The sequence below is a fragment of the Streptomyces sp. NPDC043812 genome (assembly GCF_056436245.1).
In genome coordinates this window covers 449,193-470,862 of record NZ_JBWKCY010000003.1, presented here as the reverse complement: position 1 = coordinate 470,862, position 21,670 = coordinate 449,193, and the positions used below count along the sequence as shown (strand labels likewise).

18 protein-coding genes are annotated in these 21,670 nt (G+C 71.2%); 11 read left to right on the top strand and 7 right to left on the bottom strand.

Translation table 11 applies throughout. From position 1 onward, the window contains the following. Nucleotides 1–17: 17 nt before the first annotated feature. Genes AC067Z_RS07075 through AC067Z_RS07060 form a run of 4 tightly spaced genes read left to right on the top strand, consistent with a single transcriptional unit; the run spans nucleotide 18 to nucleotide 3,305 of the window. Nucleotides 18–818 carry an ABC transporter permease gene (locus AC067Z_RS07075; RefSeq protein ID WP_478788490.1) on the top strand — a complete coding sequence of 267 codons (801 nt, stop codon included), beginning with the start codon at nucleotides 18–20 and terminating at the stop codon, nucleotides 816–818. Next, nucleotides 757–1,614, top strand: a complete 858-nt coding sequence (locus tag AC067Z_RS07070) for an ABC transporter permease (RefSeq protein ID WP_478788427.1) — start codon at nucleotides 757–759, stop codon at nucleotides 1,612–1,614. Before AC067Z_RS07075 ends, AC067Z_RS07070 begins: the two co-directional genes overlap by 62 nt. Before the next feature lie 10 nt (nucleotides 1,615–1,624). Beyond that, nucleotides 1,625–2,581 (top strand): ABC transporter ATP-binding protein, encoded by a 957-nt coding sequence (locus tag AC067Z_RS07065; RefSeq protein ID WP_478788426.1) that lies wholly within the window; start codon nucleotides 1,625–1,627, stop codon nucleotides 2,579–2,581. A gap of 13 nt (nucleotides 2,582–2,594) precedes the next feature. Further along, entirely contained in the window at nucleotides 2,595–3,305 is a 711-nt protein-coding gene (locus AC067Z_RS07060) for a DUF1707 SHOCT-like domain-containing protein (protein WP_478788425.1), read from the top strand. 13 nt (nucleotides 3,306–3,318) lie between these two features. Here AC067Z_RS07060 and AC067Z_RS07055 read toward each other — a convergent pair whose 3' ends face one another. Next, a complete protein-coding gene (locus tag AC067Z_RS07055; protein ID WP_478788424.1) occupies nucleotides 3,319–4,563 on the bottom strand; it encodes an SGNH/GDSL hydrolase family protein in 1,245 nt (414 codons plus the stop codon). 101 nt (nucleotides 4,564–4,664) lie between these two features. Here AC067Z_RS07055 and AC067Z_RS07050 point away from each other — a divergent pair, with 101 nt between their 5' ends. Next, nucleotides 4,665–6,224 carry a DUF445 domain-containing protein gene (locus AC067Z_RS07050; RefSeq protein WP_478788423.1) on the top strand — a complete coding sequence of 520 codons (1,560 nt, stop codon included), beginning with the start codon at nucleotides 4,665–4,667 and terminating at the stop codon, nucleotides 6,222–6,224. 45 nt (nucleotides 6,225–6,269) lie between these two features. Here AC067Z_RS07050 and AC067Z_RS07045 read toward each other — a convergent pair whose 3' ends face one another. Further along, entirely contained in the window at nucleotides 6,270–7,385 is a 1,116-nt protein-coding gene (locus AC067Z_RS07045) for an isoafricanol synthase (RefSeq protein ID WP_478788422.1), read from the bottom strand. Nucleotides 7,386–7,784: 399 nt separating this feature from the next. On the opposite strand from AC067Z_RS07045, the gene AC067Z_RS07040 reads away from it, so the two are divergent. After that, nucleotides 7,785–10,808: an ATP-binding protein gene (locus tag AC067Z_RS07040; RefSeq protein ID WP_478788421.1), complete on the top strand. Its 3,024-nt coding sequence runs from the start codon at nucleotides 7,785–7,787 to the stop codon at nucleotides 10,806–10,808. A 461-nt stretch (nucleotides 10,809–11,269) separates the two neighbouring features. On the opposite strand, the gene AC067Z_RS07035 is transcribed toward AC067Z_RS07040, so the two are convergent. Continuing rightward, entirely contained in the window at nucleotides 11,270–11,572 is a 303-nt protein-coding gene (locus AC067Z_RS07035; protein WP_478788489.1) for a hypothetical protein, read from the bottom strand. Nucleotides 11,573–11,778: 206 nt separating this feature from the next. Continuing rightward, nucleotides 11,779–12,732, bottom strand: a complete 954-nt coding sequence (locus AC067Z_RS07030; RefSeq protein WP_478788420.1) for a CHRD domain-containing protein — start codon at nucleotides 12,730–12,732, stop codon at nucleotides 11,779–11,781. A gap of 191 nt (nucleotides 12,733–12,923) precedes the next feature. On the opposite strand from AC067Z_RS07030, the gene AC067Z_RS07025 reads away from it, so the two are divergent. After that, nucleotides 12,924–13,562, top strand: coding sequence for a COG4315 family predicted lipoprotein (locus AC067Z_RS07025; protein ID WP_478788419.1), 639 nt, complete (start codon nucleotides 12,924–12,926; stop codon nucleotides 13,560–13,562). Here AC067Z_RS07025 and AC067Z_RS07020 read toward each other — a convergent pair. After that, a complete protein-coding gene (locus AC067Z_RS07020) occupies nucleotides 13,534–14,739 on the bottom strand; it encodes an alpha/beta fold hydrolase (protein WP_478788418.1) in 1,206 nt (401 codons plus the stop codon). The two genes, AC067Z_RS07025 and AC067Z_RS07020, sit on opposite strands and share 29 nt — an antisense overlap. A 308-nt stretch (nucleotides 14,740–15,047) precedes the next feature. Between AC067Z_RS07020 and AC067Z_RS07015 the strand changes: the two genes are divergently transcribed. Next, on the top strand, nucleotides 15,048–16,187 hold the full coding sequence (locus tag AC067Z_RS07015) for a pentapeptide repeat-containing protein (RefSeq protein ID WP_478788417.1): 1,140 nt from the start codon (nucleotides 15,048–15,050) through the stop codon (nucleotides 16,185–16,187). A 399-nt stretch (nucleotides 16,188–16,586) separates the two neighbouring features. On the opposite strand, the gene AC067Z_RS07010 is transcribed toward AC067Z_RS07015, so the two are convergent. Next, nucleotides 16,587–17,063, bottom strand: a complete 477-nt coding sequence (locus tag AC067Z_RS07010) for a hypothetical protein (RefSeq protein ID WP_478788416.1) — start codon at nucleotides 17,061–17,063, stop codon at nucleotides 16,587–16,589. A gap of 161 nt (nucleotides 17,064–17,224) precedes the next feature. Next, entirely contained in the window at nucleotides 17,225–18,607 is a 1,383-nt protein-coding gene (locus AC067Z_RS07005) for a PQQ-binding-like beta-propeller repeat protein (protein ID WP_478788415.1), read from the bottom strand. Nucleotides 18,608–19,457: 850 nt separating this feature from the next. Here AC067Z_RS07005 and AC067Z_RS07000 point away from each other — a divergent pair. From AC067Z_RS07000 to AC067Z_RS06990, 3 genes are all read left to right on the top strand, one after another. Continuing rightward, nucleotides 19,458–19,808 (top strand): VOC family protein, encoded by a 351-nt coding sequence (locus AC067Z_RS07000; RefSeq protein WP_478788414.1) that lies wholly within the window; start codon nucleotides 19,458–19,460, stop codon nucleotides 19,806–19,808. A 61-nt stretch (nucleotides 19,809–19,869) separates the two neighbouring features. Continuing rightward, on the top strand, nucleotides 19,870–20,790 hold the full coding sequence (locus tag AC067Z_RS06995; RefSeq protein WP_478788413.1) for an MBL fold metallo-hydrolase: 921 nt from the start codon (nucleotides 19,870–19,872) through the stop codon (nucleotides 20,788–20,790). 29 nt (nucleotides 20,791–20,819) lie between these two features. Beyond that, nucleotides 20,820–21,581, top strand: coding sequence for a hypothetical protein (locus AC067Z_RS06990; protein WP_478788412.1), 762 nt, complete (start codon nucleotides 20,820–20,822; stop codon nucleotides 21,579–21,581). Nucleotides 21,582–21,670: the final 89 nt, after the last annotated feature.

Below are 21,670 nucleotides of genomic sequence, written 5' to 3'. Positions count from 1 at the left end.
GGGGGGAGGGGGCTGTGGTGCGGCTCTACGCGGTCGTCGCGGCGGGTGGGTTCCGCCGCTACGCGACATACCGGGTGGCAACGGCGGCGGGGATGTTCACCAACACCGTCTTCGGCTTCATCATGGCGTACACCTATATCGCCCTGTGGGACGAGCGTCCGCAGCTCGGCGGCTACGACCTCTCCCAGGCACTCACCTATGTGTGGCTGGGCCAGGCGCTGCTGATGACATGCGCCATGATGGGCGGCGGATTCGAGGACGAGCTGATCGAGCGCATCCGCACCGGCGACATCGCCATCGACCTCTACCGCCCCGCCGACCTCCAACTGTGGTGGCTCGCGGGTGACCTGGGGCGGGCCGCCTTCCATCTGCTGGGCCGCGGCATCGTGCCGATGGTGCTCGGCTCGCTCGCCTTCGACCTGGTGATGCCCACCTCGCCGCTGACCTGGATCGCGTTCCTCGTCGCGGTCGCGCTCGGGGTCGTCGTGAGTTTCGCCGTGCGGTTCCTGGTGGCACTGTCCGCCTTCTGGCTGATGGACGGGGCCGGGGTGATGCAGATCTGCTGGCTGGCGACGATGTTCTTCTCCGGGATGCTGCTGCCGCTGAACCTGTTCCCCGGAACGCTGGGCGAGGTGGCGCGGGCGATGCCCTGGTCGTCGCTGCTCCAGGTCCCCGCCGACATCTTCCTCGGCAAGCGCACCGGCTGGTCCCTGGCCGGCGCGTACGCCTTCCAGGCGGGCTGGGCCCTCGCGCTGCTTGTCGCCGGGCGGCTGCTGCAGTCCGCCGCCACCCGCCGGGTGGTGGTCCAGGGTGGCTGAGGCGGTGCGTGCCTACGGACTGATCGTGGCGATGTGGATCCGTTCCACGATGACGTACCGGGCGTCGTTCGCGATGACGACGTTCGGGAACTTCGCCGCGACCGCCTTCGACTTCGTGACGATCCTGCTGATGTTCACGCACATCGACGCGCTCGGTGGCTACTCGCTGCCCGAGGTCGCCTTTCTGTACGGGACGACCAGCACGGCCTTCGGCCTCGCCGACCTGGTGATGGGCTCCATGGACCGGCTCGGCCGACGGGTGCGGGACGGCACGCTGGACACGCTGCTGGTGCGGCCCGTGCCGGTGCTCGCGCAGGTCGCCGCGGACCGTTTCGCGCTGCGCCGGCTGGGCCGGATCAGCCAGGGGCTGCTCGTTCTCGGCTACGGAATCGCCCATCTGGACGTCGAGTGGACCGTGCTCAAGGCGGCCATGGTGCCGATGATGCTGCTCAGCGGCGGGGCGATCTTCGCAGCGGTGTTCATCGCGGGCGGCGCGTTCCAGTTCTTCGCCCAGGACGCCTCCGAGGTGCAGAACTCCTTCACCTACGGCGGCAACACGCTGCTCCAGTACCCGCCGTCGATCTTCGCGAAGGACCTGGTGCGCGGAGTGACGTTCGTCGTTCCGCTCGCCTTCGTCAACTGGGTGCCGTCGCTGTACGTGCTGGGCCGCGAGGACCCCTTGGGGCTGCCCGGCTGGCTGGCGTTCCTGCCGCCGCTGGTCGCCGCCGTGTGCTGCTCGCTCGCGGCGCTGGCCTGGCGCGTGGGGCTCCGTTCGTACCGCAGCACCGGGAACTGAGGAGTCGGTCATGGATTTCATCGAACTCGACGGCGTCGAGAAGGTCTTCGACGTACGCCGCAAGGTGGGCCGGCTGCGCCGCGAGAAGCACCAGGTGCGCGCGGTGGACGGCATCAGCTTCACCGTGTCGCGCGGCGAGATGGTCGGCTACATCGGCCCGAACGGGGCCGGGAAGTCGACGACGATCAAGATGCTGACGGGCATCCTCACCCCGAGCGGCGGCCGGCTGCGCGTCGCGGGCATCGACCCCTCGCGCGAACGCACCCGCCTGGCGCAGCGGATCGGCGTCGTGTTCGGTCAGCGCACGACGCTGTGGTGGGACCTCCCGTTGCGCGACTCGTACCGGCTGATGCACCGCATGTACCGGGTCCCCGACGAGGTGTTCCGGCGGAACCTGGACCGGTGCGTCGAACTGCTGGACCTGGGTGAGCTCCTGGACGTCCCCGTGCGCCAGCTGTCGCTGGGCCAGCGGATGCGTGGCGACATCGCGGCAGCGCTGCTGCACGACCCGGAGGTGCTGTATCTGGACGAGCCGACGATCGGGCTCGACGTGATCTCCAAGGCGAGGGTGCGGGAGTTCCTGCGCGACCTGAACGCGGAGCAGGGTACGACGGTCCTGCTGACCACGCACGACCTCACCGACATCGAGCAGCTGTGCAAGCGCGTCATGGTCATCGACCACGGGCGGCTGATGTACGACGGGGCGCTCGCCGGGCTGCACGAGGTGGGAGAGAGCGAGCGGACGCTGGTGGTGGACCTGGAACGGGAGATGCCGCCGATCGAGCTGGCCGACGCACGCACGCTGAAGGTGGAGGGCCCTCGGCAGTGGCTGGCGTTCTCCGCGTCGGCGTCGGCGGCGCCTCTGGTCGCGGCACTGGCGGAGCGGTATCCGCTGGTCGATCTGTCCGTGCGGGAGCCGGACATCGAGGCAGTGATCGCGAAGATGTACGCCGACCGTTCGTCCTGACTAGTGTGGCCACATGACGAGCGAACCCCCCGAGATGCGTGCGTCCGACTCGGAACGGGAGAGGGTGGCCGAGCGGCTGCGTGACGCTGTCGCCGAGGGCCGACTCGACATGGAGGAGTTCGAGCAGCGCCTCGACGCGGCCTACCGGGCCCGTACGCACGGCGAGTTGACGCCGCTCGTGCGGGACCTTCCGGTCGGCGGGTCCGTCGCGCCGGTGGCGGCGACCGCTCCGGCACGGGGCGAGTGGGCCGCACGCGTGGGCGGCCCGGCGACCTCGAAGGGCGGGTTCGCGTTCTGGGGCGGATTCGGGCGCAAGGGCATCTGGACGATCGGCCGCAGGTTCACCGCGTTCACGCTGATGGGCGGCGGTGAACTGGATCTGCGGGAGGCCCGGTTCGAGGCCCGCCAGACCGTGATCAACTGCATCGTCCTCATGGGCGGCGTGCAGGTCACCGTGCCGCCCGGCCTGAACGTCGAGGTCAGGGGTATCGGCCTGATGGGCGGCTTCGGTGAGCACGGCAACGTCGACAGCGAGCCGGACCCCGAGGCACCGCACGTGATCATCCAGGGTGTGGCGGTGATGGGCGGCGTCGGTGTGGAGCGCAAGCGCACCAGGGCCCAGAAGCAGCAGCTGAAGGCGGAACGGGCGGAGCAGGCGCGCCTGGAGGAGCAGAGGAAGCGGGACGGGCTCACGAAGGGGGACGACCCCAGGGAACTCGGCTGAGCCCCCGCTCGGCTCACAGCGACTTGAGGTCGACGGACGCTCCCATCAGCGCGTAGCCCGCATCGCTCGGGTGCAGGTGGTCCCCGGAGTCGTACACCGGGCGCAGCCGCTGCGGTGCGTACGGATCGCGCAGTGCCCGGTCGAAGTCGACCACCTTGTCGAAGATCCTGCCCGACCGCACGGCCTCGTTGACCTTGAGGCGTTCGGCCTCCAGCGCCGGTGTGCAGCCGCTGTGTCCGCCGCACGGCATCAGCGTCGCGCCGATCACCCGCAGGTCGTGGGCACGGGCGCGGCGGGCCAGCTCGGTCAGGCCGGTGATCACGTTGTCGCCGGTCGGCGCGTACGGGGAGCGCAGCAGGTCGTTGATGCCTATGTCGACGATCACCGTCCGCACGCCGGAGCGGCCGGCCACGTCACGGTCGAAGCGGTCGAGGGTGCTGGGGCCGTGCCCGAACAGGAGAAGGCGGTTGCCGCTGATGCCCTGGTTGAGCACGCCGTAACGGCCGCCGAGCCGGTCGGCGAGGACGTCGGGCCAGCGCTGGTTGCTGTCCGGGGTGGACGAGGACCCGTCGGTGATCGAGTCGCCGAGGGTGACGACAGAGCCGCGCGCCTCCGAGGTGAGCACGTCCACGGCGCTGATGTGGTGCCAGGAACGGGTCTGCCCGGTGTATGCGTCCCCGGCCTCGTCGTGGGTGCGGTCGCCGTCGGCGAGATACGAGGTCTGCCGCGCGTACGTGTGGGAGGTGACGGGGCCGCCGGGTGCGGGCGTGTGCACGCTGATCAGCAGATCGCCGTCGTACGGGATCCGGAGTGCGACCGGGTCGCTGACGAGCTGCCCGCCCGGTGCGATGGTGGCGCCGGTGGCCCGCCCGAAGGTGAGGGGCCGCAGCGTGCCCGGCACCGCGCCGGGGCTGACGCCCGCGCGCACGGCGAGGGTGACGGTGCTGATGTGCAGCGGGACCGTGCCGTAGAGGTTGGAGAGCGTGACGCGGGCGGCGGTGCCGCCGATGCTGGTGTGCACGACGTTGCGTATGGAGCGGCCGGCGCGGCCGCTGGGTGATCCGGGCACGGTGGTGACCGGGGCGATCTCGACGGGACTCGCCGCCCAGGTCCCGATCCACACGGGAGTGGCCGCCGGGGGCGTACGAAGGGCCGGCTTGTCCTTGACGGCACCGACTCCGAGATAGATACCGCCGCAGATCAGGACAACTGCGGCCATAAGGGCGGCGAGGCTCGCGTACCCCTGGCGCTTGTTCATGGACACATCATCCGGCATGGGTCGGGAACTCGAGATGCCGCCCAGGAGTACACGAGGTAGGGACAATGCGTACGGTACGCACGCGCGGACGGGTGGAGCGGATGGAAGGCACAGAACCGGAGGAGCCGGGCCACGCCGATGGCGCGGGCAGCGCCGGGGAAACGGGGCTCTCGGGCGCGGCCGGGCAGGGCGGTGCGCTGCCGCTGCCCCCGGCGCCCGCTCGTGAGAAAGCGGATGCGGATGCCGACGGGGCGGGCGCGGGTGCGCCCGGCCAGGCGTCGGTGAAGAGCGCCCCGCCCGGGGAGTCGGGTGCCCGGGACGCGGGGACGCCCGGCCGGGCCGGACGCTCGGCGCGCCCCGGAACCGGCGGGGCACCGGGCAGAGGCGCCGGGCTGCCGGGATTCGCGTACACCGCTGCCGACGAGGAGAAGCGGCAGGGCGTGCGGCGGATGAAGGCCACCGCCACCGGCCTTCTCCTCCTCGTCGCGCTGATCTTCGTCCTCGCCACCTGGGCCAAGAACGCCGGCCTCGGCGGCTGGGCCGGTTATGTCGCAGCCGCTGCCGAAGCCGGCATGGTCGGCGCACTCGCCGACTGGTTCGCCGTCACCGCCCTCTTCCGCCACCCCCTCGGCCTCCCCATTCCGCACACCGCGATCATCCCCAACAAGAAGGACCAGCTCGGCGCCTCGCTCGGCTCGTTCGTCGGCGAGAACTTCCTCTCCGAGGACGTCGTACGTGCTCGTCTGGGCGCCCTCGGCATCGGCGGCCGGCTCGGTGCCTGGCTCGCCGATCCCGCCCATGCCGACCGCGTTACCGCCGAGTTGTCCACCGCCCTGCGCGGCGCGCTCACCGTGCTGCGGGACTCCGACGTGCAGGCGGTCGTCGGTGAGGCCATCACCCGCCGGGCGGACGCCGCCGAGATCGCGCCCGGCATCGGCAAGACACTCCAGAAGGTCGTCGCCGACGGCGCGCACCACCGGGCCGTGGACCTGATCTGCGCCCGCGCCCATGACTGGCTCGTCCTGCACTCCGACTCGGTGATGGACGCCGTCGAGGGCGGCGCGCCCGGCTGGACGCCGCGCTTCGTCGACCGCAAGGTCGGTGAGCGGGTCTACCGCGAACTGCTCCGCTTCGTCACCGAGATGCGGGACATGCCCGGCCACCCGGCGCGCGGCGCGATCGACCGCTTCCTGTCCGACTTCGCCGCCGATCTGCAGTCGGACACCGAGACACGGGACCGCGTGGAGCGGATGAAGTCGGAGCTGCTGTCGCGTTCCGAGGTGCAGGACGTGATCGCGTCGGCCTGGTCCTCCGTACGCGGCATGATCATCTCGGCGGCCGAGGACGACCGCAGCGAACTGCGCCTGCGCGCCCGCGCGTCCCTGCTGTCGCTCGGCGCCCGCCTCGCGACGGACGAGCGGCTGCAGGCGAAGGTGGACGGCTGGGTCGAGGACGCGGCGGTGTACGTGGTCACCACCTACCGCGCCGAGATCACCTCGCTGATCTCGGAGACCGTGGCGAGCTGGGACGCGGAGCACACCTCGCGCAAGATCGAGGCGCACATCGGCCGGGACCTGCAGTTCATCCGGATCAACGGCACGGTCGTCGGCGCGCTCGCCGGTCTGCTGATCTACACCGTCGCCCACGCGCTGGGCGCGTGAGGGGATACTTCGCGGCGCCATCCACCGGGCCGTGACCGCCGGCGGTCAGCTCTCCACGGCAGCGCTGCGTGGCCGTGCTTTGCCGGTGCCGTTCTCGGACACGGTCGTGTCACACGCCCACGGGCGTTGCCGTCCGCCGCTGACGGCCGCGACGCCCCGCTCGTCGTAGCGGGAGGTCGCCAGGGACCAGGCGAGGTTGCCCGCCATCAGATGGCCCATGCCCGCCACATAGTGTCCGACGTGCCCGCTCACCTCCGCGGGCACGCCTCGTTCGCCCAGCGCCTTCGGGAGGGTCGCGGCGAGTTCGGTGAAGCGGGCCGTCCGCTCGTTGGCCAGGGCGGCTGTGTGCTCGACGGCCACGTCGATGGTGCAGCCCTTCTGCTCGCGCAGGACGACGACACTGTTGTTCACGTCCCCTGCCGCGAGTTCCTTGACGAGCGAGACGATGTCATTGACGTAGATCACCACGTCGGCGGTGATCTCACGCATCTCACGCAGCGGCGAGGAGCCGTGCAGCGCGTCCGGCAGCGCGTAGCCGCCGCACCGCTCGGTGAAGTCCAGGCACGGCTGCACGCCTATGGAGTGGCGGCGCAGCGCCATGAACTCCTCCGGAGCGGGCAGGCGGTCCGCGGTCCGGTTGAGCGCCTCGCCCCGGTGGGCCGCCATGTAGGAGAGCCAGTGCCCGCGGAACCGGCGCCGCCAGTGGGCCGGAGTTCCGTCGGTCGCCCGGCACCAGATGTCCCGGAACGCCCGCACCAGCGGAGGGGCCGACGGATCGGGCACGGAGCCCCCCGCAGTCATGGTCGTCCCGAGAGTGTCCACCAGCTGTTCGATCGCCTCGGGCAGCGTCCCCAGCCGACCGTCGAACTGGTCGTCGAAGATGAAGAACCAGGCGTTGAAGTCGGCCGCGAGTTCGAGGTCGCTGCCCGTGGCGTCGGGATAGAAGTACGCCATCAGCCGCTCCAGGCGCAGCGCGTCGTACTCATCCGTCGCGGCGTCCCCCTTCAGCATGCCCGCCTCGAGCAGCCACTGGAGGGTGTGCTGCCGTGCGCGCTCCCCATGCGGGCTGAGCCGTGGGGGGAACGGGATCCTCACCGCCGCGGTGCGTCGCATCGGGTCCGAAGGGCCCTGATGATGGCCGGAGTTCATCGCGTTCGCCATAGGTGCCCCCTGGGTGTCACGGCGGCCGCACCGGCGCATCGGTGCAGTTCCCGCGCGTACTACAGCGTTGCGAGGCTAGGGGCGCATCACCGGAATCGGGTGCGCTCCTGCGGAAGCAATGTGGCGCGAAACGGCGCACGCGCATCTCGGCGCGCCCTCGGAGGAGACGCTCGGGCAGCAGCGGGAAGGCAGTGAACTGCCGCAACGCCGAACGGCGTTACCAGAACCATCCGTACGCGACGGCCGAACTTCCCCGAAGGGTTACGCACCGTCCTCATGGGCGTACGCTTCGCCAGTGCTCGTTGCGCCGGCGGTCGACGTGGTGAACGCCTCGCGGACGCTGCACCTCTCGACGCTGCACGAACAGTTCACGGACGACTCACAGCCGAAGGAACACTTGTGGTCCACACGGGAGAGCGGCCGGGACGACCGCGCCGCCTGCTGCTGGAACGTGACGCGGAACTCGCCGCAGTCGACGGCCTGTTGACCGGCCTCCAAGCGGCGGTCACAGGATCGGGCGCCCCCGGCGCCGGCGGCCTGCTCGCCTTCGCCGGCCCGGCCGGCCTCGGCAAGACCACCCTCCTGGCCGAAGTGCGCCGCCGGGCTGTGGCCCGCGGCTGCACCGTGCTCTTCGCCCGGGGCGGCGAGCAGGAGCAGACAGTGGCGTTCCACGTCGTACGCCAGCTCGTCCAGCCGCTGCTTGCGGCGGCGAGCGAGCAGGAACACCGCGCGCTATTGGGCAGTTGGTACGACATCGTCGCTCCCGCGATGGGCCTCGTGGCCGGGGGCGCGGGCAGGGGCACCCCCGACCCGCAGGGCGTGCGCGACGGCTTGGACTGGATCGCCACCCGCTTCGCCGTGCAGAACGCGCCGCTGGTGGTGATGCTCGACGATGCCCACTGGGCCGACGCCGAGTCGCTGGCCTGGCTCACCGGCTTCGCCCCCAGGGTCACCGAACTGCCGATGATGCTCGTCGTGGCGTACCGCTCCGACGAACTCCCTGTCGACGCCGTCGCGTTCGCCCGCCTCGCCGAAAGGCAGGGATCGCACCCCTTCGACCTCGTGCCCCTCACACCGGGCGCGGTCGGCCGCCTCGTGAGGGACGCCCTGGGCGAGGAGGCCGACGACGGTTTCTGCCGCGAGACCTGGGCCGTCACCGGAGGGAACCCCTTCGAGACCGTCGAACTCGCCGCCAAGGTCGTCGACCGCGGACTCAAACCGCAGGCCGCCCATGTAACGGAACTGCGGGAGCTCGCTTCCGCGGTGAAGGGCGGTGGACTCGTCGAGCGGCTGGAGAGGCTCGGCACCTCCGCCGTCCGGTTCGCGTGGAGCGCCGCCGTACTCGGCGCCGAGGCGTCCCGGAGCCTCGCCGCGAGCGTCGGCGGGCTGGGCGACGCGGAGTCGGCCGACGCCGTCGCCCGGCTACGCGATGCCCGCATCCTCGCCGCCCCGGACCCTGGCCCGGACCCTGACCCGGACCGCGGCCCGGACCCGGACAAGAACCCGGGTCGTGGCCTGCGTGCGGTCCCGGACGTTTCGTCCGGGAATCTCGGCGACGAGCGGCTGGAGTTCTTCCACCCTCTGGTCGCCACCGCCGTGTACCGCGCGATACCCGCCGCATTCCGTGTCGCCATGCACGGCCAGGCCGCGGCCATCGTCTCGGGCGCGGGCCTGGGCGTCACCACGACCGCGCGGCACCTGCTGGAGATGCACCCCGAGAGCGACCCCTGGGCGGTGCGGCAGTTACGCAAAGCCGCCCGCGAGTACCTGAGGGCAGGCGCCCCCGAGGCTGCTCGCCGATGTCTCGCCCGGGCACTGCGAGAACCGCCCGCCCTGGACGAGCGGGCCGACGTGCTGTTCGAACTCGGCTGCTCCGCGCTGCTGACCGAACCGGCCACCACCGTCAACCACCTGCGTGCAGCCCTGGACGAACCCGTTCTCGCCCCCGCTCTGCGCGAGGCGATCGTCTACCGGCTGGCCCAGGCACTCGGCCACTCGGACCGCATGGCCGAGGCCGCCGAGACGGTCGCCGACGCGGCCCGGAGCGCCACCGACGCCCGGACCCGGCTGCACATGCAGGCCGAGCAGTTCATGTGGAACGCCTTCCGGGCGGACGAACAGGACTCGCCGGCCCGGTCCCGCAGACTGGCCCGGCTCGCGGAGCATCTCACCGGACGCGGCCTCGCCGAGCGCTACATCCTGGGACTGCGCGCCTGGGACGCCATGGTGCGCGGCGAGTCGGCAGCCACGGCACTCCACTACGCGGAGGAGGCCCTCGGTGACGGCCTCAGCTGGACGGACGAGCAGTGGGGGTTCGAGGTCCCGGTCCTCGTCGCCCTCACGTTCATGTACTGCGACCAGCCGGGACGCGCCGAGGAGCTCTTCAACAAGGGCATCGCGGAGTGCGAGACCAAGGGGTGGCGCGGCGCCCACCTCTCCTTCGGATTCACCCTCCTCGGCTACATCCGCTACCGCCGCGGGCGCCTCGACGAGGCCGAGACCCTGGTCCGCGCCGGGCTGCGGATCGCGGACCGCGTCGGGCACATGGTCCCCGCCCAGTACTTCGCGATCGGCATCCTCATCGAGATCCTGATCGCCCGCGGCCGAACCGGTGACGCCCGGGACCTCGCGGCCCGCTACAGCTACGGCGACGTGGTGCCCAGCGCCGTCGTGTACCCCGACTCCCAGACCGTCCACAGCGAGCTGCTGCTCGCCCTCGGCAGGCGACGGGAGGCCGAGCAGCAGCTCGACCTGGTCGGCCTGCGGCTCGAACCGCGCGGCATGCGCAACCCCGCGTGGTGCCCCTGGCGGCTGCACCTGGCACAGGCGACGGACGACCCGCAGCGGGCCGTCGCCCTGGCCGACGAAGGCCTCGAGATGGCCCGCCGGTTCGGCACCCAGTCCGCCGTCGGACAGGCGCTGCGCGCCAAGGCCCTGGTGAGCGACGGCGCGCAGCGGCTTGCCCTGCTGGCCGAGTCCGTGGCCCACCTCGAACGCTCGCCCGCCGGCTACGAGCTCGCATGCGCCCTGGTGGACCACGGCGTCGAGCTGCGCCGCGCCGGGCTCCGTCAAGAGGCCGGGGAGCGGCTGCACCGCGGACTGGAGGGCGCCGTGCAGTGCGGAGCGGACGGCCTGGCGGCACAGGCCCGGGAAGAGCTGGACGCGGCCGGTCTGTGGCCGCTGCAACTGCGCTCCGCGGCCACGGAGTCGCTCACCGCGCAGGAGCAGACGGTGGCCGAATGGGCGGCGGACGGCTGGTCGAGCGAGCGCATAGCGGAGGAGCTGGGAGCGCAGACCCCGGTGGTGACACGTCTGCTGTCGGACATCTACCGCAAGGTCGGCTCCGACCGCGCGGGCCTGGGCCGGCTCATCGGGAGATCGGGCGGGGCGGACGCGGGCGCCGGCGCGGGCCCGGCCGGGTGACGGCTGCGCGGGGGCGGGTGACCGGCCCTTGGTGGAGCACCCTGGCGGCGCGGGTGGTCCTGCGCCGGCGGAGCGCGTGACCGGTCCTTGGTGGCGCGGGGCCGGTCCCTGGCGGCGCGGGTGGTCCTGCGCCGGCGGGACGCGGGGCTGCGGACGAGCGCGGGACGCGGGCCAGGGGCCGCGGACAAGCGCGGGACGCGGGCCAGGGGCCGCGCGTGACTGCGGGCGACGGCGATCGAGGGCCGGGTGGCCGCGGACGAGCGAGGGGCGAGAGGCGCGGGCGTGGCCAGATGCCGCGGACGACCGCCGGGCGACGGCGAGCGTGGGCGAGGCGCCGCGGAACAGCGAAGGGCGCGTGACCGGTCCCTGCCTGACGGTCACGCGCCCTGCGCCTCTTGGGGGAGGTGCCCTCATGTACGCACAGAAGGCACGCGGCGTTCAGCCGGCCCCGCCCGCTCTGCTCAGCGGGTCCAGCGCGTGACCGCCAGGGAGGCGGCCGCCACACCCGCGGCAGCCGTGAAGACGGCCGGCCAGGCGCCCATCTTCTTGGCGAGCGGATGCGATCCGGCGAACGCGGCGACATACGCGGCGCTCAGCCCCACGGCTGCCTTCGTCCCCGCGTCCTGCTGCCACTGACGTGCGGCGACGGCCCCGGCCGCGGCGAGCACGACCCCGCCGAGGGGACGCTTCTTGGTGAAGCGGGCGAGGGAGTACCCGCCCACGAGTCCGCCTGCCGCCACCGCTGCCGCGGGAACCTTGACCATGTGCTGCTGCCCTTCACTGCAGAATGCTGTCGTCACCGCAGTGCCTTCACTGCCGTACTTCGAGAGTAGAACGCCCCCGTCCGGGGCCTGCGACCGGCGGCCCGTAGGCCCGCGGCCGCCACTCGGAGCCGCCGTCCGAGCCGCCCGCAGCGCCGCGCCCGCAGGCGTACCGCCGCCGCCTCTCAAGGGCTCCCGCCCACCGCCCCTCAGCGGAAGAGCTGACCGCGCACGGCCCCGTCCGGGAACTTCTGCGTGTGGATGTTGGAGTAGAAGGCCCGCGGATTGTGCTTGATCTCCTTCAGCAGCCCCTTGTGCTGGTGCGTGAGCCGCCCCGAGACGGCGAAGATCCCCTCGGGGACGGCCGTGTTCAGCAGCCCGAGCACCACGTCGCCGTTCTTGCCGAACCCGCCCTTGTGGACGTGCGCCGCCTGGGGCGCCTGGATGTCGACCCAGGCGAGGGAGAAATCGATGTCCCGGCCGTCGGGGTGGAGGAAGGTCACGGCATACCCGTCGTCGTCACCCACCTTGTGCGCGTCGGTCACCGGGACCTCCTGCTCGCCGTTGGCCAGCGCCCGCAGCTTGCCGCCCTTGATGATGTGCAGCGGGTTGATGTTCTTCTTCAACCGCTTCAGCTGGCCCCGTACGGCTCCGCCCGGGAACTCCTTGCTGTGCAGGTTCACGTAGAACCCGGACGGGTGCTCGCGGATGCTGTCGGCGAGCCCGGCGTCGGTGATCTCCGTGTGCCCGGCCGCCGAGTGCACGGTGTCCGGCATGGCGGTGCCGAACAGCGGGACCTTCACCTCGCCGTTCTGCCCGGCGGCGCCCTTGTGGATGTGCCCCAGGCTCGGCACGAAGCCCTTCCACTGCATGGCGAAGACGACCCGGTCGCCCTTCACCTTGACGAGGGCGACGGCCTCCCCGTCGGGGTCGTTCACCGCCGCCCCCTTCGCGTCGGGCACCTCGTTCGCACCGCTGAGGACGGCGGCGAAGGTGACGGCCTTGCCGCGGCTGGGTTTGCTGAACGTCGCCGCGGATTCTCCCGACGAACTCCCCTTGGCCGCAGCGTGGTTGTCGTGGGCGGATGCCGGTACGGCGCCCGCCGCGGCGGCGAGCACGATTGCGGCCGACACGGAGAGATGGCGGGCATGACGCTTGTGCATGGCGGATGTACCTCTCATGGGGAGCCGACCCGGTCGCGGTCGTTTGCGGTCGGTCGCGGTCAAGTACGGGCTTTTCCGGCGCCCTGTTCAAGGGAAACTTCTGCGAATTTGCTTGAACGGCCGGTCAGTTGGAGCCGTACCTACCGCCGAACGCACCACCGCTCCCACATTCGGAACCGAGGGATTTCACCATGCGCGGCACCCGCACCACAGCCCGGGCCAGGACGCTGCTCGCGGCCCCGCTGATCTCGCTGGCGCTGCTCACCCTGACGGCGTGCGGGAGCTCCGACGGCTCCGGATCCGGCAAGGGTGAGGCCGCTGCGCCGAGCTCGGAACAGCCCGCCGGTCAACAGCAGCCGGACTCGCAGCCGGACTCCGACGGCAAGGCTCCCCCCGAGGATCCTGCGAAGACCGCGGACCCGGGGGACGAGGCGGACTCGGACCCCTCGTCGGCTTCTCCGAACGTCTCGGTCCGCACCGCCGATTCGGACCTGGGCACGATTCTGGTCGACGGCAAGGGGCGCACCCTCTACGGCTTCACCAAGGACAAGCCGGGACAGGCCAACTGCGACGCGAACTGCATCGCGGTCTGGCCGGCCCTCACCTCCGCGAAGGACATCGAGGCGGGCCCGGGCACACAGGCGTCGCTGCTGACGGAGTCGAAGCTGAGCGAGGGCACGGAGCAGGCGGTGTACGGCGACTGGCCGCTCTACTACTACGTGGGCGACACGGTGCCGGGAGACGTCAACGGCCAGGGCCTGGACGGCGAATGGTTCGTCATCGCGGCGGACGGCAAGCTGATCAGGACGGACTCGGAGTCGGTGGTCTGAACGCCGGGGCGCCCACGCCCCGGAGGAAGTCCGCGACCACCGAGGCGAACCCTGCGGGGTCCGACTCGTGGACCGTGTGACCCGTCGGAAGCGTGACCAGCCGCGTGTTGCCACGCCGGTCGGCCATCGCCGCTGCATGCCCGGCATCGAGGACGTCGCTGCGTTCGCCGTGGATCACGAGCGCCGGGCAGCTGCTCGCCGACCAGTCGTCCCAGTGGTCGCCGTTCAGCTGCCGCTGCGAGGTGACCATGTCCTCCGGTTCGAAGGCCAGGCCCCAGCCGTCGGGATGCTCCCGTATCGCATCGGTCAGGTAGCGGGCGGAGTCCCCGAGCCCTGCCACCAGAGCAGCCCGGGTCGGAGCCCGGCGCGGCCAGGACAGACAGAACGACAGATCGTCGTCGCCCTCGGCACCGATGTCCTCGATGACGAGCCCACCGACGAGGTGCGGATGCCGCGCCGCGAGCTGATACGCGTTGACGCCGCCGAGCGAGTGCCCGAGCACCACGACATCGCTGAGTCCGAGGTGGTCGAGCAGGGCCACCGCGTCCTGTACGTAGCCCTCCCGCGAGAAGTCCCCCGGCCGGTCCGACCGGCCGTGCCCACGCTGGTCGAGGGCGATGACCCGCCAGTCGGGCGCGAGCTCCGCCGCCAGGGCCGCGAACGTACGGGCCTCGCCGAAGTGCCCGTGAAGCGCGAGCAAGGGCCGCCCGGGCCCGCCGAAGTCGAGATACGACAGGTTGAGCCCACCCGTTTCGTAGGCTCCTCGCACCGGCTCACCCCCGCCCGCCGCCGGAACCCCGCCGATCCGCGCGGCGACCCGGCTGCGCAGCAGCTCGTACGCCTCGGCCCGCCGCCGCGGCCGGCCCGGTGGTCTGTGGACGACGCGCCCCGCGGTGACGGTCTGTCCCGGCCGGAACTGGTCGCGCGTGAGGTCCACCTCGACGCCGGCCGGCAGCCTGTTCCACCAGTGGTAGCCCTCCTGCCCGCCGTCGCGGTGCACCTCGCCGACCATGAGGTCGCCGCCGAGCAGGTCGTGCACGACCAGGGCGGTGACATCGCACTGGCCCAACGCCGGGTTGTCACCGCTCCACCCGGTGCGCGCCAAGTCGTCCGGCGAACAGGTGTCGGCGGCCCAACTGGCGCGCAGCGCGTTCTCGATGTCGGTGAGCGTGATCATGTCCAGCAGCATGCACCTGGCCACTGACAGTCGGCCCCGGGCCGTCACTCCGCTCCGCGTCCCGGAACACCGCCCGCCCGATACCGAAGGCCCGGGTCGCCGTCACGGCGACCACCAGATGGAGCACGGGTTCACGCAAGACGAGCATCCGACGGCTCACGTGGACGCCCGTCCTGCCGTCGTTGCGCGCGCGGCACGGTCACTCGCAGCCGTCGCCGTCCCGGTCGAGGAGGCGTCCGTGTCATGCCCCCGGTCGGTCGTCGCGCGAGCGCTCGTAGGATCGGACTCCACTGAACACAGGGGGAGTTGTGCGAGCGCGCACGAGTGGAAGTGCCGGACGGCGCGCCCTGGCGGTGGCGGGGGTGGTCCTGGCGGGCTCCGTCCTGCTCGCCGCGATGGTGTGGTTCCTGCCAGGAGTCGTCGTGGACCACGACCTCGCGGGCGCGACCGTCGAGCCGAAGGACCGGCTGACCGCGGTGAACAACGTCCGGACGACGCTGCTGCAGGCCGTGGGCGGCCTCGCCATCCTCGTCGGCGCGTACGTCACATGGCGTCAGATGCAGCTCGGACAGGAGGGTTTGAAAGCGACCCGTGAGGGTCAGATCACCGATCGCTTCGGCCTTGCGGTCGACCAGACGGGCAGCGACAAACTCGACGTACGCATCGGCGGGCTCTACGCCCTGTGGCGGGTCGCCGAGCACTCAGACCGTGATCGCGAGGCGGTCATCGCCATCATGGCGGCGTTCCTGCGGATCCACCTGCCATGGCCGGGCACGCCCCAGGACGCGACCGCACCGCACCCACCCATCAACTCCGTCCCTCCGCTGGAGACCCGGGCCCCCGACGCCCAGGTGGCGCTGACCTGCCTGGGGGTGCTGGGAGAGGGGCGTCGCCCGGAGTGGCTCAACCTCATCGCCACCGACCTGCGGCGGGCCGACTGCGACGGCCTGCACCTGCAAGGGGTCATCCTCGACCGGGCGTGCATGGAGGCGGCGAGCGTGTTTCGCGTCGACCTGACCCGTGCCTCGCTCGCGGGCGCCGTTCTGCGCCATGCCGAGCTGGCGACGTCGATCCTGCGCTCGGCGCACTGCACGAACGCCGATCTGCGCGGCGCCCGCCTGGTCGAAACGGACCTGACGGACGCGGACTTCACGGACGCGGATCTCCGCGAGGCGAACCTGTCCGCCGCCCGCGCCACCGGAACGGTGTTCCGCCGCGCGGACCTGCGCATGGCGGACGTGCGCGGCACCGACCTGAGCACGGCCGACCTGCACGAGGCCCGCCTGGAGGAGGCCCGCGCGGACGCAGCGACGCGCTGGCCCGCGGGCTTCGACGCGGCGGCCGCCGGCGTCCTCGTGACCCCGAACACGGAGGACGGGCCGACCGCGTCGTACGTATCGGGCTTCACACTCCGCACGGATCTGCCGCAGCTGCGCTCGTACCCGTAGGCCGTGTACGCCGATTCCGCCCGGTCCCGAATCGGGGTGCACGAACGGAGTGCGCGCGGTGTGACGACCGGGCCGAGCAGGGCAGAGAACGATCATGTCCACTCGTGCCCACGCTTCCCCCACTCCTGCTCGATGACCCTCTCCATAGGCCCCACCATCGCCGCAGGCCTTGCCGCGACCGGAGCAGTCCTCATCCGGAAGGTCTTGGTGCCGCTCATCGTGCTGCCACTCATCACCGCGCGAGGCCATCGCACACGCTGCTGACGCGGTGACGATGCCCGGCATCGGTCCGCCGGACGGAATCGTGGCGTCGCTGATCACAGATGAAGACGCCGTGAGGCGGGCCCTCCCGGGGGTCCACCTCACGGCGTCTCCGATGCTGTGGCGCTGCGCCCAGGCTCAGCCGACCGGCACGAGCTCGCGGTCCGCCACCCGGAACAGCGCGGCGGCCTCGCCGATGTTCACCTCGTCGATCGCGGCCTCAAACCTCAACTCCAGGTACGGACCAATGTCCTCCAACCCGTTTGGCGAGAAACGAGCGGTAAGGAGCTCGCCAGAGACCGCGCCGCGGGTCGCCATGCGCAGACCGGCCCAGCCGAGGTCGCCGCGTTCCCATGTCTCCACATGGTGAGGTACGGCCTCCGCCCCCTGTATCTCCAGGCTCGATACGTGAAGGTCCGCACCCCGGCAGCTGCACCGGCTGAAGCGGCGGCGCTGGTGGGGCCGACTGTGCCGGTGGGCACGCACCGCAAGCACTATGTTCGGCACCCGCCGGCGCTCAGCGACCTCGCATCGCAGCCGCACCTCCGCCGCGGCAGGCGTCGCCGATGTGTGCATCCATAACTCGTGCCCCGCAGCGCTCGACAAGATCAGCACGGCTCACCAGACTCCTTCGAAGAGTTGACCAGGACGGGGGCCGAGCTGATCGCCCCCATACCAGGAAACCCCACGACAGGCAGCAACTTGGCTGCGCCAAACGTGAGTTGTCCGATTCTGGCCTGCTGAGCACCTCGCGAAGGCTGCGGGCGCCCTGAGGTCTACCGGGTGCTGAAGACCAGGGTCATCGGGGCGTCGACGGTGTCCAGGTTGAACTGTCCACGGCGGTGGAGGAAGAGGCGCCCCTCGGCGTAGTGCAGCGGATCCTCGAGTTCCGCTGTGATCATGTCGCTGTCCGGCAGGTCGAGCGAAAAGCCCACAGGGTCGGGGGTCGTCATCAGCGTGGTGGCACTGCCGTCCTGGGCATCCACGTGCAGCACTCGGCTCCCGTGACGGGAGGGGAACATGTAGAGGATCAGCCCCTTCTCGTCGGCCCGGACGGGCACGACCACGTCCGGATCCTCGACGTCCGGTGTGTACGTCCACTTCTTCTTGCCGGTGACGGGATCGAACGCCTCGATCTCGTTCGGGTCCCCCAGTCCCCGTTGGGTGGCGAGGTAGAGGGTGTCCTCGGTGGCGAAGACTCCGCCACAGCCACGGTCTTGCCCGCAGCCGGTGGCGTAATCGGGGCCGAGCCCGTTCACTTCTCCGATCTTCCATGAGGCCTGGACGCGGCCCTGGTCCGAGACGGAAACGAGCTGGTTGGGGTAGTACTGGCCGTCCGTACCGTCCTGGATGGCGACGATCAGCGGGTCGGCGGAGGCGATCCAGGCATCCGCGGTGAAGGTGCTGTAGCTCCAGGTGGCCTTGCCGGTGGCCGGGTCGCGGTGTCCGACCTTGTGGGTGCCGCCCTTGAAGTCCCCGCCGCACAGGCCATGGGTGGTCAGGACCTTCCCGCCGACGTGCTCCTCGGAGGTGCAGCCCGGTGCGGGCCTGTCCCACACTGTCTTGCCGGTGCCCAGCTCGAAGGCGTACGACCCTCCGGCAGCCGACGCATTGCTGCCGAACTCGGGCCAGCCGACCGCGGCGACCTTCTCACTGACCGCCACGGTCATGCCCAGCCCGAGCGACGACCTGTTCTCCGGCAGCGACTTGCGCCACAGGACCTTGCCCCGGTTGAGGTCGATGACGGCAACCTCGGAGCACCGGCTTTTCTGCTTCTTCGCCTTGGTGTGGGCGACCGCGATGTAGCCGTGGCTGCTCTGGGTGCGGGAGGCCGCGCAGATGTCGCCGCTGAGCGGGATGGACCACTTCTCGGTGCCGCTGTCCGGGTCGTATCCGGTCACGCCGTCGGACACACCGGTCACGAAAGCCGATTTGGTCAGCCAGGTGCCGGGGGCGGACACGGTCCGCTCGTCCCTGCCGGCGACGGGGGCGGCAACCTGCCAGGCCTCCTTGCCCTCCGTGCTGTTCCTGGTCGGCGACGCCGAAGGCTTGCCGTCGGCACGGTCCTGGGCGGGCTTGTCCGGCTGCGAGGCGACCCACACCGCGCCGCCGGCGACCAGTGCCAGAGCACTCACCGCCGCGCCGACCAGCAAGGCCACCCGGCCCCGTCCACGTCGCGGGCCGGTCGGCTGCGGCGGATATGACGGCTGCGGCGGCCCGTATCCGAAGCCTGTGGTTGGCGCGGTGTACGGGGCCGGCTGCTGGGGCGGCCCGAACGCACCGTGCGACGGCGGAGGTTCTTGCGGTATCGGTGGCGGCTGTGACACGACGGGCCACGGCTCCTTATAGGGGGACGGAGGAAAATCAGCAGCATATCCAGCGCTGCGGCGGCCTGGCCGAGCAGGATCGAGTGCACCGCCAGCTCTGATTTGGCCGCTTGTGGGTGAGGCCCTTACCTGTGATGACCGCGTGGGATGAGACGAGCACCAAGTGAACATCAGCTCGGGGAGAGCCTCCCAGAAGGGCGCCGTATACCTGACCAAGGGGAAACCCGGTTTCCCCTTGGTGGCGCGTTCTCCAGGCACGAGGGGAACTTCTGCCGCACCTGTGCCGGATCCATCCTGCGGACGTCCACGACGCGGACCCTGGTCCTCGGCTGGTGGGGGCCGCTTTCACTGGTGATCCTCGACCCGTTCACGCTCGTCTGGAATGCGATTTGCCCCGACCACCCGGGCGCCGTCACGAGCGGGGCCCGCGTCTTCTACGAGAGCCTGGGCTTCGCCCCGGCGGAGGGGACCGACCCGGGGCGGAGAGCGGGTCCCGGCAGGTCTTCCGTATGCCGGTCGTCTGACCGCCGGCCCCGCACAACTGGCACCACTGCCACCACTGTCACGACTGAAAGGATCACGGCATGGCACGAGTGAACGCAGGAAAGCCGACCACCTCACCGGACGGATGCATCGTCGCCGTCACGGCAGCGCGGCCCACAGGTCGCGAGGTGAGCGACCGATGACCGTGCGCCGTGTCGTGCCCAACATCCGGTCGGAAGCGAGCGAGGAGAACGCGGCGTTCTACGGGCTGCTCGGCCTGGAGGAGGTGATGAACCACGGCTGGATCGTGACGCTCGCCTCCCCGGCCACCCCATCGGCCCAGGTCAGCATCATGACCGAGGACAAGACGGCACCGGTCACCCCGGACATGAGCATCGAGGTGGACGATGTGGACGCGGCGTACGAGATCATGCGCGAGCGGGGCGCGGAGATCGTGCACCCGTTGCAGGACGAGGAGTGGGGCGTGCGCCGGTTCTTCGTACGAGACCCCGACGGGCGGGTGGTCAATGTGCTGACCCACATCCGCTGACCCCGAGGACCGGCCCTGCAGGGTCGGCCGCCCAAGTCGCCTGCGTGATACAGCTGACCCTGTGAAGCTGCCGCTCGGCCGCCCCAGCTTGCGGCCCTACGTGCCCTACGAACAGCGCCCCTCGGCGGGCGACCACGGCCTGACTGCCCACTTTCTGGGCACCAGTTCACTGCTGCTGAGCGACGGGGACACCGTCGTACTCAGCGACGGATTCGTCACCCGCCCGGGCTTGCTCCGGGTCGGGCTGGGCCGGATCGCCCCCGACCGTGCCCGGGTCCGGAAGGCGATCGACCGGCTGGGGGCGGACTCGCTCGCGGCGGTGCTGTGCGCGCACTCCCACTACGACCACGCGCTCGACGCCCCGGTGTGGGCGCAGGAGACCGGAGCCGAACTGGTCGGCTCCGAGTCCACCGCCAACATCGGGCGGGGGATGGGTCTTTCCGAGTCGTCGCTGCGCGTGGTGCGGGACGGCGAGACGGTCACGTACGGCCGGTTCGAGGTGACGTTCCTCGACTCCGTCCACAGTCCGGGCGACCACTATCCCGGGACGATCGACGCTCCGCTGGTCCCGCCCGCCAAGGCCGGGGCGTGGAAGACCGGCACGGCGTACTCGATGCTCATCGCCCACCCCCGCGGCACCGTGCTGCTGCACGCGAGCGCCAACTACCGGCCGGGTGCGCTGCGCGGTCACCTCGCCGACGCCGTGTACCTGGGCATCGGCAATCTGGGCAAGCAGCCGCCGGAGTTCCTCGACACGTACTGGGACGAGGTCGTGCGGACAACGGGCGCAGGCCGGGTGATCCTCGTGCACTGGGACGACTTCTTCACCGGCCTGGACCGGCCGCTGCGCCCGATGCCGTACTTCCTCGACGACCTCGACACGACGATGCGCCGCCTGCTGCCGCTGGCACGACAGGAGGGCGTGGAGGTGGTGATGCCGGTGGCGTGGCAGGCGAGCGATCCGTTCGCGGGCCTTGCGTGAGTGTCACCGGTGTTTGGCAGTCTTGGCCCGTGCTGATCAAGGGCTACGAGGAAGAACCGCTGGTCGCCGGTGAGGAGCTGCTCTCCGAACCGGGTCTCTGGGCCACCCACCTGATGGGGCTCTACGAGACGGACGACGAGCACGCCGAACCGACCCCGGAGTGGTTCGGCGCGGACACGGCCGACGCGGACGCGGCGTACGAGAAACTCATGGACGAGGCGCGCTGGCCCGCGTTCCGGATCCCGTTCGCCGACGGCCACACCGTGGTCGTCGTCTACCGCAACGTCCCCGGCGATTGGGGCACCGAGTACGTCGTCACCCACCCCGACTGGGACCGACAGGGCCACCTCGCCACCCTCGACGGCCACCAGGCGGGCCCGGGCCTCGCCTGGCGCGAACTGCTCCACATCGCCCGCACGCCGGATCCGGCGGCCCCCGGGATCCAGGACCCCCATGCCAGACTGCTCCTCCTACTGCCCGCGTTGGGGGACGAGGACCTGCCCGCGGATGCGCAGGACGTGGTCACCGCGGCGCTGTTCCACGTCGGCGCCCCGGCGGCCGACGCACCACGTGCGGCGAGAGCGCTGCTGCACGACCACCCGTTGTGGGACCCGGCCCAGTGGACGCTGCTGCCGCCCGCCTCACCTCTCAGCGGCGCCGAGGAGCCCTTCGCCGGCATCCTGTGCTGCGACGAGCCGATGAGCCCGCGCTGCGGGGTACGTCTCGCACAGGGCATCACCCGCGCCCAGAACGACCGTCTGGCACGGGCGTTGGGGACGTGGGCGGGGTAGGCCACTGCCCCGACTGCTACTCGCGCGAGTCCGCGCTGCGGATCGCGGGCGCGCGCAGACGCCGAATGTCCCGGACGAGCGTGACGGTG

Coding starts and splice junctions, on each gene's coding strand:
- AC067Z_RS07050 (WP_478788423.1), top strand. CDS start 4,665: ATGGAAGGCACAGAACCGGAGGAGCCGGGCCACGCCGATGGCGCGGGC.
- AC067Z_RS07035 (WP_478788489.1), bottom strand. CDS start 11,572: ATGGTCAAGGTTCCCGCGGCAGCGGTGGCGGCAGGCGGACTCGTGGGC.
- AC067Z_RS07055 (WP_478788424.1), bottom strand. CDS start 4,563: ATGAACAAGCGCCAGGGGTACGCGAGCCTCGCCGCCCTTATGGCCGCA.
- AC067Z_RS07020 (WP_478788418.1), bottom strand. CDS start 14,739: ATGATCACGCTCACCGACATCGAGAACGCGCTGCGCGCCAGTTGGGCC.
- AC067Z_RS07030 (WP_478788420.1), bottom strand. CDS start 12,732: ATGCACAAGCGTCATGCCCGCCATCTCTCCGTGTCGGCCGCAATCGTG.
- AC067Z_RS07060 (WP_478788425.1), top strand. CDS start 2,595: ATGACGAGCGAACCCCCCGAGATGCGTGCGTCCGACTCGGAACGGGAG.
- AC067Z_RS07000 (WP_478788414.1), top strand. CDS start 19,458: ATGACCGTGCGCCGTGTCGTGCCCAACATCCGGTCGGAAGCGAGCGAG.
- AC067Z_RS07025 (WP_478788419.1), top strand. CDS start 12,924: ATGCGCGGCACCCGCACCACAGCCCGGGCCAGGACGCTGCTCGCGGCC.
- AC067Z_RS07045 (WP_478788422.1), bottom strand. CDS start 7,385: ATGGCGAACGCGATGAACTCCGGCCATCATCAGGGCCCTTCGGACCCG.
- AC067Z_RS07065 (WP_478788426.1), top strand. CDS start 1,625: ATGGATTTCATCGAACTCGACGGCGTCGAGAAGGTCTTCGACGTACGC.